An 11,886-nucleotide genomic window follows, 5' to 3' on the forward strand; every position below is an offset into this window, starting at 1 on the left:
TCCCTGACGATTAGTTGTTGTTACGCAACTCGTAGTTCATGCCCAGGCCTATCGATTTCGCGAAAGGAATCAACTGGTTGAAGTACAGGTTGACGCCGTCCACCTTGTTTCCGACTGTGGATTTGGGGACGAACACCACATCGCCGCGTTGCAGCAGTACCGGCGCGCGAGGCCCGCCAGCGTCTGCCCAAAGAAACTTGCTGTAGTCGAAGAAGTAAGTCTTGTAGAGGCCGTTTTCTTCCAGGCGCAGCAACGCCACCTGACCTGCATCGGCATCGAGTGCCACACCGCCTGCGCCTACCAGAGCCTGCTCCAGGTTGGTGGCGACATTGACCGGCAGAGTGACCGAGTTACGCACGGCGCCCCCCACGAACACCGTATTGCCTGGCGACTGGGAAATATTGATGGTCAGGGCCGTCTCGCGATAGACATCCTTGAGCTTGCTTTCCAGCAGGTCGTTCAACTGTTGCAAGGTCAGGCCAGCCGCCTTGACCGTGCCGATGTAGGGATAGGAAAAGGTCCCGTCGTTGAGCACCTGAAACAGCGTCAGCTCATAGATGGAGTTGGCGGTAAAGGCTGATATCGACGGTGCTTCCCCGGTGTTGCGCACGATACGCAAGGTATCTCCGGGGCGAATCCGTTCCGGTGGCAAAGGTTTGCCTGCCAGAGCCCGTCCTGCCGCCTGGCCGGCTTCGATCTGCGCCTTGTCATCGGGCAAGCCGACCCGCGCGGGTGTATTGCAAGCGCTTAGCAGCAATACGCTGATTAACAGCAGAATGCTTTTCATCGGTCCTGAACTCCTGTCATGCACGAATAAGGCTCCCTTTCGGGTAAAGAAATCATGTTGGCTGGTACTGCCTGTCCAGTGCGTGTTGGTTCAGTCCCTCATCGTTATTGATGTGCTTGTCATCGTGACCTTGTTATCGAATTTCATGCCTTGATCGCTTGTTCCGGAGCCCGGCCATAGATGTCAGTGAAGCGCACGATGTCGTCCTCGCCCAGATACTCGCCGCTCTGGACTTCGATGATCACCAGATCAATGACTCCGGGGTTGACCAGGCGGTGCGTGTGTCCTGGCTTGATGAAGGTCGACTCATTGGTATCGAGCATGAACTCGCGTTCACCATTGGTGACCCTGGCCATGCCGCTGACCACGATCCAGTGTTCGCTGCGATGGTGGTGCATCTGCAGTGACAGCGACCCTTGTGGGCGAACCACGATGCGCTTGATCTTGAAGCGTTTACCTTCCTCAAGAATCGTGTAAGTGCCCCATGGACGAGTGACGGTGCGGTGCAGGCGATAGGCATCGTGACCCTGGCGCTTGAGTTCCTGGGCAATGATTTTCACGTCCTGGCTTCGCTTGCCGTCAGCGATCAACAGGGCGTCGGGCGTATCGATGATGATCAGGTCGTCCAGGCCCACACCACCCACCAGTCGTTTCGGGGAGTCGATGTAGCAGTTGGTCACGTCATGCAATACGGTCTGGCCGTTGCACTGGTTGCCCTTGGCATCCACTGCGGAGAGTTCGCGTACTGCCTGCCAGGAACCGATATCGCTCCAGCCCAGTTGGCAGGGCACAACGGCGACTTTCTTCGAGCGTTCCATCAGGGCGTAATCAATGGAGATATCCGGGACGGCCGCGAACAGCTCGCTGTCCAGTTCCAGCTGCAACTCCCGGTTGCCTTCCTTGCTGATGCTCTTTTCAAGGCATGCCTTGACCGCGATCAACACCTCGGGCGCATGGATTTCAAGTTCATGCAGCAGGACTTCGGCACGCATGCAGAACATGCCCGCATTCCACAGGTGCTGCCCGCCGTCTACATAGCTCTGGGCGGTGGCTGCGTCGGGTTTTTCGACGAAGCGTGCGACCTGATAACCATCGGCATTGAGCGACTGGGCCTTTTCGATATAGCCGAAACCTGTTTCCGGCTTGGTAGGCAAGATCCCGAAGGTCACCAGCCAGCCTTCATCCGCCAGTAGCCGTGCGGCACTGACAGCCTGGGAGAAGGCTGTCACATCGGTGATCAGGTGATCGGCGGGCAGAACCAGCAGCTTGGCATCCGTGCCATACAGCTTGAGCGCATGCAGTGCAGCTGCCGCGATGGCCGGTGCCGTGTTGCGGCCGAAAGGCTCAAGGATGAAGTCCAGAGGGACCTTGCTCTTGTTGAGCTGACGGTAGTCGTCTGCGGTACGGAAATACACTTCACGGTTGGTGACGGTCAGCAGACGCTCGACGCCTGGCAGGCCTGTGGCGCGTTTGAAGGTTTTTTGCAGCAGGCTTTCGCCATCGGGAAGGCGCATGAAAGGCTTGGGCATGGCTTCGCGAGAGACCGGCCAGAGTCGGGTGCCGGACCCGCCGGCGATGATGCAGGGGATGAGGTTGCTCATCAATAAGCCTCACGAGTGAAGAGCACTGCCGGAACAGTGCGCATAAGGATGTAAAGGTCGAACCAGACGGACCAGTTTTCTATGTACTCAAGATCGAATTCGACGCGCTTTTCGATTTTTTCCACGGTGTCTGTTTCACCACGATAGCCATTGATCTGGGCCAGACCGGTGATTCCCGGCTTGACCCTGTGGCGTGACGTGTACTCCTTCACCGCTTGCTCGAAGAGAATGCCGGCCGCTTTGGTTGCCGTTGCATGGGGCCGAGGCCCCACCATCGACATGCTGCCTGCCACGACATTGAACAACTGTGGCAGCTCATCCAGGCTGGTCTTGCGTATGAAGCGCCCGACCCGAGTGACCCTGGCGTCACCTCGCGTGGTTTGTTGCTCGGCGGTTGCATCGGCCTGATGCTGATGCATGGAACGAAACTTGAAGACCTCGATCAGCCGGTTGTTGTAGCCATAACGTTTTTGCCGGAACAGCACCGGGCCAGGAGAGTCGAGCTTGATCGCCAGGGCGATGAGCAGCATGACCGGCGACAGCGCCAGTACCGCCAGCGTCGAGAGCACAATGTCCTCGGCCCGCTTGAAAAAGGGCGACCAGCCATTGAGTGGCACATCCGAAGCGTTGAACATCGGCAGCTTGGCGACTTCGGTGATGCGGTTGTGGGTGTGCCTGAAAGCAATCATGTCCGGCACCAGCAAGACATTCACTGGCAGCCTGCGCAGTTCGCGAATGATGTAGTCCATGCGGTTTTCGGCGGTCCAGGGCAGGGCAACCAGTACCTGGGTGACTTTCTCTTCCCTGATCAGCCGCTCAAGATCGCTGGTGTTGCCCAGCAAGGGCAGGTTGGCGACGGTCTTGGGCATGCGGCCAATGCGGTCATCGATGAAGCCGGTTACACCCGAACGGATGTCTTGATGCTCAAGCAGGTATTCGGCCAGACGCAGGCCGTTTTCCGTTGCCCCCAGAATCACCGCGTTCTGCAGGAAAATGCCCTTGCGCATCTGGTGCTTGAAAAACACCAGCATCAGCAAGCGCACGATACAGAACAGGGCCAGGCTGCTGAGGTACCAGAAAATCAGCTGCTCGTTGGTCAGACGCTCGAAAAAGCCCATGGTCTGGTGCATGAACAGCAATACGCCGAAGGATGCGGACCAGGCGAAGACGATGACGCGCAAACGTAATGCGTTACTGAACAGCGCTTCGGAATAAACCCCCAGAGCCTGGAATATCAGGACGCTGACCACGCTGAAAAACAGCGGCATCACTGCGTAATCCTGCGGGTTTTCGATAGCGCCATCATGCAGGAGTACCAGAATCAGCAATCCTGGCAGGATGCAGGAGGCTCCATGGATCAGGCGGATGCCCAAAAGGAAGTATTCGACCAGGCTGGTGCGTGTCAGCGAAAGACTGTCGACTGGTTGCAACCGCATAAAGCTCCCTCACTACATGGCACTCATGGTTCGAGTGCCGATCCATGATCTGTCGGTCGTAATATCCTAGAGTCAAAAAAATATCTTTTCTATTTATTTATTCCAAGAAAAGCCATTTATTTGTCGTTTTTGGTTTTTTTCCTCATGTCCCCTGATGGTGTGTCAATTTTTTCAAGTCATTCAAAGCCTTTGATCGCGTAGGTCTTTTCGTTGGTTTTTGAAAAACAGCACCCTCGAATGGGGGTTTCTTGACAGTAAAGCTCATGAAACAAAAAAAGTTTCATTCTTGGGATTTTATTTTGGCTTTTTGCGTTGTTGCAGAGCTGTTGCAGGCGTGCGCGTTCAGTTATTTCAAGGGAGGTCCGGCCAGCAGGCCCCTTGAAAAAATTATCCGGAAGAAGGGGTTTTTTCTTGTGCGGTGGGGTCACATCCACGTGTTACACGGAAAGTGTCTTCGTACAGACTATCGATTATGGAGAAGCGTCATGACAAAACGCAGAGCGATTCTGATTCTGCATGGCAAGCAGTCGCTTAATGAGGATGTACGCAGCGCCGTGATGGAAAAGCGTGAGCAAGGCTGGGAGCTGGATGTTCGACTGACCTGGGAGGGCGGTGACGCGCAGCGTCTGGTCACCGAAGCGCTGACGAACGGACACCGGCACATCATTGCCGGAGGCGGGGACGGCACCGTACGCGATATTGCCGAAGCTCTTGCGCAGGCTGAGACACAGAGCAGCCTTGTGATTCTGCCATTGGGCACCGCCAATGATTTCGCCCGTGCAGCCGGTGTACCGCTGGAAGTGTCGGATGCACTGGATCTGCTGGATGTAGAGCCACGTGCGGTCGATCTCGGGGAAGTGGACGGCAAGCTGTTCCTGAACATGGCCACTGGCGGCTTTGGCAGCCAGGTGACAGCCAATACCTCTGAAGACCTGAAAAAGGTGCTGGGCGGCGCTGCGTATCTGTTTACCGGGTTGTCGCGGTTCAGCGAGCTGCATGCGGCTCATGGCGAACTGGTCGGGCCGGATTTTCACTGGCGCGGCAATCTGCTGGCCCTGGGCATCGGTAACGGTCGACAGGCCGGAGGCGGTCATGTGTTGTGCCCGGAAGCGATGGTCGATGATGGCATGCTCGATATCAGCATCCTTCCGGCGCCTCAGGAGGTTGTCGGTACGCTCAAGCGGCTGCTCGAAGGCGGGTTGGGGATCGACAATATGTTCGTTCGTGCGCGCCTGCCGTGGGTTGAACTCAAGTCCGCCCAGGGGCTGGACATCAATCTGGACGGTGAACCGTTATCAGGCGAGAACCTGCGCTTTGTGGCCCGCCCCGGCGCCTTGCGGATCCATTTGCCCGGGAATTCGCCGGTGCTCGGGACGGTACAGGCACTCAGTCGTCCAGACTGATGATCCGTTCGCGCACGCAAAACAGTACCAGCCCGGCAACATCGTAGATCTGCAGGCGCTTCATGATCTGTGAGCGATGGCTTTCCACGGTCTTGATGCTCAGGCCCAGCCCGCTGGCGATTTCACGGGTGGATTTGCCGCGTACGACCAGACGCAGGATCTCCAGTTGGCGAGCAGTGAGGTTGTACTTGTCCAGTGGCTCGGGTTTGTTTGCCCGGGGACCACGCAAGGCCCGATTGATCACGGTATGGGCGATGGCAGGGCTCAAATAGCGCTCGCCGTTGCGCAGGGCTTCCAGTGCCTGTTCCAGTTCCTTGGCTGTCGCGTCCTTGAGCAGATAGCCATGGGCACCCATTTCCAGGGCTCGCATGATCGTGTCGGTGTCGGTATGCATCGAGATGATCAGCACTTTGCTGTGGGGTTGCACCCCAAGCAGTTGTTCCAGGGCGTCCAGGCCGTTGGTGTCCTTCATGGTGATGTCCAGAAGGATGATGTCCGGTTCCAGTTCGAGTACCAGACTCGACAGTTGGCTGCCATCAGCCGCCTCGCCAATCACGGCGTAGCCGGGAATGTCTGAAACCAGAGCGCGGACGCCAGCCCTTATCAGCGAGTGGTCATCGATCAGTAATAGATTGCAAGTCATTGGGGGTTCTTGTGTGCATTGGCCCGTTCGTGTGTGCGAGGAGCCCAGGGAAACAATACGTCGATCTGTGTGCCTTTGCCCGGCGTGCTGTGCAGGCTCCATGAGCCATTGAGCAAGGCTACCCGTTCTGCCATGCCCGCCATGCCGCGCTGGCCAGCATGTGCCGGGTTATGTGCCGGCTCGAAGCCTATGCCGTCGTCGGCGATGAAGAGTGAAAGCCCGGCGGGCAAGCGTTGCAGGCGTACCAGCAGGTTTTCGGCACGGGAGTGGCGCAGCACGTTGGTCACGGCTTCCTGAGTGATGCGGAAAGCGGCCACGGCCATTTCTTCGGGAATGCCGGTCAGCCGCTGGTGGCACTCCAGGCTCCAGCGCACCGGGCTGTCGGTCAGGGCGTTCAGCAGATGAGCCCGCAAGCTGGCTTCCAGCCCCAGGCTCGACAGTTGGCGGGGATTGAGGATGGCTGACAGGTCGCGCACTTTGTCCAGGGTTTCTTCAAGAATGCTGTTCAGTTGTATGCCGTGGGACTGTAAATCTGTCGTTAAGCGGCGTTGCAGCCAGTCGCACTGGATCTTTGCAGCGGTCAGCATCTGGCCGATGTCGTCATGCAATTCCCGGCTGAGCCGATGGCGTTCGCTTTCCTGAACTTCCAGCATCCGTTCGGCCAGTTCCTGGGGTTTAAGCTGGATCAGTTTGTTGGCACGTAGTTGTGCGAGCCAGATGCTCACGAACGTGATCAGGTTCAGTGCCAGCAGTGAAAGGGGGAGTGCGTCAGAACTGAGAAACAGCCCGATATTGCCCAGGATTGCGCCCGTACACAGCACATTCGTAAGCCACTGGGCGTTTTTCGTGTTGAGGGATCGAACTCTGGGGAGCTTCCTGCTGACATGCATAAAGAATGGCGCCAATTGATGGTCAGTGCGTATGACCTGGCATTATCGAGGTCAGGTCAATATCACGTAGTTGTATAACAGCCCGTCAGTTTCAGAGCCTGTCCATGTCCGGCGAGTGATCTTATCTCAATGCTGCGATGATTTAATGTTTTAACCTGCCTTCCTGTAAACAGGAAATTGCAGGGCAATGCGTGCGCTGGCACGTACCGTAATAGTGTCCTGATGTTTCTGAAGGGATATCGACTTGAAAACAGGCAATGATTTGCCGGGGGAAGATGGCCTGCAAGACCGGTTGTCATTTGCGCGTAACAGGCTGCGATGATCAGGAAGTACTGGAAATATCGGCGAGCTTGGCCAGAAGTTCCTGCTGCTCTTCACTGTCCAGAGGAAGCTCGCCGGTCTGTGGGTCGATCAGTTCCAGTTGCCAGGACATCAGGGCCAGACAGCTTTTTAGCGTATTCAGCACTTCCTGTGAGAACCCGTCACATTGGCGGGCTTCGGTAAGCCATTGCCGCAGTTGCCGGGAAAAGTCTGCAAGGCATTCAATCGAAGCGTTCTGAGCCTCATGGCTAAGCTTGAGCAGATTGGTCAGCAGGCTTTCAATGGCATCTTCATCGTCGACGATCATTTCCAGGTGCGACAGGCATTCTTCCGACTTGTAAAGAAGAGCCAGCGAGTCCTCAAGGAACTGATCGTGTCTGTGCTGCCACTCATTACTGTTCAGCATCCTCTGTCTCCACGCAGTGTAGGTAGCGAATTTGTTTCGCCCGCAGCGAATGGACGACAGTTAATGTTGATTTCAAATGAATGTATGTAGGTGCTTTCTGAATATTGCCGAATGATGGCATTTTGGTTTTTAAAAAATAGTGCCTTGAATGACGCCAACCCGTTATCGGACCGCACTGGATACTCCAGTTTTGCAATGGTGCAACGCCATTGACGCCCAGCGATGAACCTCAGCAGGATGGCTGATTGCACGGACCGGAAAGCGAACAAGAGCCTGACTCCATTCATGCAATGAGAATGGCGTCACAATAGTGGCTATTGAGTGTGGAGAATATCAGGTCAGCCCTGATGGAGGCTCAGGGGTACCCCTAGGCTCGAAAGCGTCGAGCCTGTTTTTATGTGGGGGTCAAACAGGAGTTTTCTGTCATATTTGACCACGGGAAGTGCGACACCAGTAAAGCATGATGGTAATGTGACATCAATGCTTGGACATTGTATTTATGGCTATTAAGGTCCGGGCTGTTGCAGCCGATACAGGTACTGCAGACTCATCGTGATCAACGCTTCAGGAGCTATAAATGGCTGGCATTCTCGACACAGTAGATCAACGCACACAGCTGGTGGGCGAGAATCGCCTGGAAATCCTCATGTTTCGCCTTGCCGGTCGTCAGTTGTTCGCGATCAACGTGTTCAAGGTCCAGGAAGTGCTCCAGTTACCCAAGCTGACTCTGATGCCCCAGCGACACACGTTTGTCTGTGGTGTGGTCAACCTGCGCGGTCAGACGCTGCCGGTGATCGACCTGTCTCAGGCCATCGGCATGCGTCCCTTGGTGCCCGGTCCGGGCAGCACCATCATCGTGACCGAATACAACCGTTCCGTGCAGGCGTTCCTGGTCGGTGGCGTGGACCGTATCGTCAACATGAACTGGGATGCGATCATGCCGCCGCCGACCAGTGCCGGTCGTCAGCATTATCTGACTGCCATCAGCAAGGTCGATGACCAGTTGGTGGAAATCATCGACGTGGAAAAAGTCCTCGCCGAGATCGTGCCCTACAACGCCAAGGTGTCCCGCGAGAAGCTGGAAGACCCGGTTCTGGAGCACGCCCGTGGCCGTGAAATCCTTCTGGTGGACGACTCCAAGGTGGCGCTGTCGCAGTTGCGCGACACTCTTTCGCAGTTGGGGCTGAAGCTGCATGTGGCCAGCGATGGCCTCAAGGCGTTGAACATGCTCAAAGGCTGGGCTGACGCGGGTGAGAACGTCGAAGAAAAACTGCTGATGGTCTTTACCGACGCCGAGATGCCCGAGATGGACGGTTATCGCCTGACCACGGAAATCCGCAATGACCCGCGCCTGCGCAGCCTGTACATCGTATTGCACACCTCGTTGTCCGGAAGTTTCAACGAATCGATGGTCAAGAAGGTCGGTTGCGACAACTTCCTCTCCAAGTTCCAGCCCGACAAACTGGTCGAAGTAGTGCGCCAGCGTCTGATCATGGTCAACGGCGGCTGAAACATTTGCTGCTTTGCCTTGGGTGCCTCGTATAAGCTGCGACGTTCATGTCGCAGTTTTTCGAGCTCCCAAGGAACAGGCAATGCTACGTCTCGCTTCTCTTTATCGTTTCCCCCTCAAATCATGCAAAGCCGAAGTACTGCAGCGCGCAGCCTTCGATGAATTGGGGCTGGCAGGCGACCGACGCTGGATGCTGGTGGACGCAAACAGCGGGCGTTTCTTCACTCAGCGTGCCTTGCCGCACATGTCTCAGTTGTCCGTACTGTGGAATGCCGCAGGCGGTGTGACCCTTTCTGCACCCGGTTTCCAGCCTCTTGATGTGGCTCTGCCTGCCAGTGTCGAGGCGAATCTGCGCGGTGTCACGGTCTGGCGCGATACCTTGCAGGTGCCGGATGCGGGAGAGGAGGCGGCTGCCTGGGTCAGCGAATTCATCGGCAAGCCGACCCGCATGGTGTACGTGCCGGTGGATCGTGCCCGCTCGCTGCCCAGTGGTTACGGCACGGCTGATGACAAGGTGTCGTTTGCCGATGGTTTTCCCTTGCTGCTGATCGGTCAGGGCTCGCTCGACGATCTGTCTGCCAGGATCGGTCGCCCGCAGGAGATGCTGCGCTTCAGGCCCAATCTGGTCATCGAAGGCGCCGAGGCCTTTGCCGAGGACGGCTGGAAACGTATCCGCATCGGCGAAATGGAGTTTCGTGTCCTCAAGCCTTGTGCGCGTTGCATCCTGACCACCATCGATCCGGCGACAGGCGTACGCAGCGAAGACCGTGAGCCGCTGACTACGTTGAAGACCTATCGCGAAATGGAGGGCGATGTGATGTTCGGCCAGAATCTGGTCAATGACGGGCCTGGGGTTCTGGAAGTGGGGATGAAGGTCGAGATTCTCGAATAACCTGCCGCCTGAGTGGTGTGGGCAAGGCAGCGTGCAACTGCCTTGCCTCTGATCAGCTTTTACAGGTCGTCGAAGAAGCGCTCATGCCAGTCCACCAGCGGCTGTGGTGAATTGAGCTTCTGCCCGTAGATCACGGAATAAGACAGCACGTTCTGCACGTACTGGCGGGTTTCATCGAAGGGAATGCTTTCTACCCAGACATCGAATGCCAGATGGTTGGCGCCCTTGAGCCATTGGCGAACGCGGCCGGGGCCTGCGTTGTAGGCGGCGGAGGCGAGCACGCGGTTGCCGTTGAACTGGCCGTGTACCTGGCTCAGATAGGCAGCACCAAGCTGAATGTTCTTGTCCGGATCAAACACCTGCTGCGGCGATGCCAGTGGAATGCTGAACTTGCGGGCTGTTTCCTTGGCGGTGGCCGGCATCAATTGCATCAGGCCGCTGGCGCCCACGCCTGAGCGGGCATCGTCCATGAATGCGCTTTCCTGGCGGGTAATGGCAAACACCCAGCTTGAATGCAGGCCGCGTACCTTGGCTTCGCGCACCAGTGTGTCGCGATGCGCCATCGGGAAGCGGATATCCAGATCGTCCCAGTACTGCGCCTGACTGATGGTCCGGATCGCCGGGAAATACCATTTCATGTCATAGGCCAGTCTGGCCTGGGCAACCATTTCATCGCGGCTGAACAGGCGGCTGACGTGATACCACTCACGACGGCCGTCGACGATTTCGCCGCGATCATGAAACTCCAGGGCGCGACGTATGCCCGGCGTGTTGCGCACCTTGTTGACCAGCGCAGGGCTGAGCACCAGTGGCTTGTTATTGAGCTGATAAGCGCTTTGTGTGCGATCAGCCGCCAGGAAGCCATAGAAATCACGCTCCTTGGCCACGTCCTTGTAGAGGCTCGGGATCAGAGGGTTGTTCGGCTGGGCAAGCTCCAGTGCGCGAGCTTCCCAATAGCGCCAGCGGTTGGTGCTGGCCAGATCCTTGGGCAGTCGGCGTGCAAGTTCGTAGGCATCCTCCCAGCGTCCCAGGCGCAACAGCAGGCGCAGACGCCATTCGGTCACGGTGTTGTCGCGCAGTTCGGGGTCATATTTGGTCATGACCTCCAGAGCGCGATCGTCGTAGCGACGGGCCAGGGTCAAGCCGATTTCCTTGGCGATCTCCACCTGTTCTTCACGGGAGAAGTGCATGGTCGCGGCATAGCCGTCGAGCATGGCCATGGCTTTTTGCGGGTCCTGTCTGGCCAGGCGGCGCAAGCCAAGGCCTACGACATCCGACATGGCCTCATCCACCGGCGTGAACTGCGCCGGGTTATTGAGCATTTCCGGCTTCTGGGCCACGGCCAGCAGCAACTTGCCTTGGGGGGCGAGGGAGTTGAGGCTGTTGACCAGAGTGTTTGCCAGCGTGTAGTTGCGAGCCTGTGCTGCCAGCTTGGCGCGTTGCCAGCGTTTTTGCTCGGTCAACTGGCCGGCGGCTGCCCACTGGCTGAAGAGTGCGTCGCAGGCGTCTGGCTGAGTCTTGCCGGTCATCCACAGCTTTTCGGCGTTGGCATAGCCTTCGGCGCGCAGATTGTTGTTCAACTGGTATTGGCCATACAGGCAGTCCAGTTCGACAAAGTTCATCTTGGGGCTGTAGTACTTGACGAAGGTCTGCCAGTCGCCACGTTCGGCCAGCCAGCGTAACCAGCGCAGTTTCATCCAGTTGGCCTGGGGCAGGTCGTCGTGCTCGGCCAGGAATCTTTCGATCTCCTGATTGCTTGCAGTCTTGAGGCGCGCAGTCAGTTCGTCGTATTCGAGATAAGGCTCCAGCGGGTAGGTGGCCAGCGCTGACTTGTACATCTGATAAGGGCCTGAGTCGCCTTTGGCCAGTGCCCGTTTTGCTTCGTCGTAATATTTGCGTTGTTGGCCGAGATCTGCCGCGTGAGCGTTCTGTGCCGCAGTGGCAGACAGCAACAGGCAGGATAAGAAACTGAACAAACGACTGCGCATGAGACTTCC

At 57.1% G+C, this 11,886-nt stretch carries 11 protein-coding genes; 3 read left to right on the plus strand and 8 right to left on the minus strand.

Annotated features, from left to right (window positions below; genetic code table 11):
* Nucleotides 1–10: 10 nt before the first annotated feature.
* The 4 genes from JL015_RS11350 to JL015_RS11365 all read right to left on the minus strand — a co-directional run bounded on the left by JL015_RS11350 (nucleotide 11) and on the right by JL015_RS11365 (nucleotide 4,258).
* Complete coding sequence (locus tag JL015_RS11350; protein WP_201018551.1) at nucleotides 11–787, minus strand: polysaccharide biosynthesis/export family protein; 777 nt, start codon at nucleotides 785–787, stop codon at nucleotides 11–13.
* Between the two features lie 143 nt (nucleotides 788–930).
* A complete protein-coding gene (locus JL015_RS11355; RefSeq protein ID WP_201018552.1) occupies nucleotides 931–2,388 on the minus strand; it encodes a mannose-1-phosphate guanylyltransferase/mannose-6-phosphate isomerase in 1,458 nt (485 codons plus the stop codon).
* A complete protein-coding gene (locus JL015_RS11360) occupies nucleotides 2,388–3,824 on the minus strand; it encodes an undecaprenyl-phosphate glucose phosphotransferase (protein ID WP_201018553.1) in 1,437 nt (478 codons plus the stop codon). Before JL015_RS11360 ends, JL015_RS11355 begins: the two co-directional genes overlap by 1 nt.
* A gap of 176 nt (nucleotides 3,825–4,000) precedes the next feature.
* A complete protein-coding gene (locus JL015_RS11365) occupies nucleotides 4,001–4,258 on the minus strand; it encodes a hypothetical protein (RefSeq protein ID WP_201018554.1) in 258 nt (85 codons plus the stop codon).
* A gap of 51 nt (nucleotides 4,259–4,309) precedes the next feature.
* On the opposite strand from JL015_RS11365, the gene yegS reads away from it, so the two are divergent.
* Entirely contained in the window at nucleotides 4,310–5,227 is a 918-nt protein-coding gene (gene yegS / locus JL015_RS11370; RefSeq protein WP_201018555.1) for a lipid kinase YegS, read from the plus strand.
* On the opposite strand, the gene JL015_RS11375 is transcribed toward yegS, so the two are convergent.
* From JL015_RS11375 to JL015_RS11385, 3 genes are all read right to left on the minus strand, one after another.
* Nucleotides 5,211–5,870 (minus strand): response regulator, encoded by a 660-nt coding sequence (locus tag JL015_RS11375; RefSeq protein ID WP_201018556.1) that lies wholly within the window; start codon nucleotides 5,868–5,870, stop codon nucleotides 5,211–5,213. The two genes, yegS and JL015_RS11375, sit on opposite strands and share 17 nt — an antisense overlap.
* Nucleotides 5,867–6,760 (minus strand): sensor histidine kinase, encoded by an 894-nt coding sequence (locus tag JL015_RS11380; protein ID WP_201018557.1) that lies wholly within the window; start codon nucleotides 6,758–6,760, stop codon nucleotides 5,867–5,869. The genes JL015_RS11375 and JL015_RS11380 overlap by 4 nt, the downstream gene beginning before the upstream one ends.
* A gap of 322 nt (nucleotides 6,761–7,082) precedes the next feature.
* Complete coding sequence (locus tag JL015_RS11385; protein ID WP_201018558.1) at nucleotides 7,083–7,487, minus strand: hypothetical protein; 405 nt, start codon at nucleotides 7,485–7,487, stop codon at nucleotides 7,083–7,085.
* Between the two features lie 577 nt (nucleotides 7,488–8,064).
* On the opposite strand from JL015_RS11385, the gene JL015_RS11390 reads away from it, so the two are divergent.
* Nucleotides 8,065–8,997 carry a chemotaxis protein CheV gene (locus tag JL015_RS11390; protein ID WP_201018559.1) on the plus strand — a complete coding sequence of 311 codons (933 nt, stop codon included), beginning with the start codon at nucleotides 8,065–8,067 and terminating at the stop codon, nucleotides 8,995–8,997.
* Nucleotides 8,998–9,079: 82 nt separating this feature from the next.
* Entirely contained in the window at nucleotides 9,080–9,889 is an 810-nt protein-coding gene (locus tag JL015_RS11395) for an MOSC domain-containing protein (RefSeq protein WP_201018560.1), read from the plus strand.
* Between the two features lie 59 nt (nucleotides 9,890–9,948).
* Here JL015_RS11395 and JL015_RS11400 read toward each other — a convergent pair whose 3' ends face one another.
* On the minus strand, nucleotides 9,949–11,877 hold the full coding sequence (locus JL015_RS11400) for a transglycosylase SLT domain-containing protein (RefSeq protein ID WP_201018561.1): 1,929 nt from the start codon (nucleotides 11,875–11,877) through the stop codon (nucleotides 9,949–9,951).
* Between the last annotated feature and the right edge of the window lie 9 nt (nucleotides 11,878–11,886).

Source organism: Pseudomonas cichorii, assembly GCF_015471405.1.
Taxonomy (GTDB): Bacteria; Pseudomonadota; Gammaproteobacteria; order Pseudomonadales; family Pseudomonadaceae; genus Aquipseudomonas; species Aquipseudomonas serbiensis.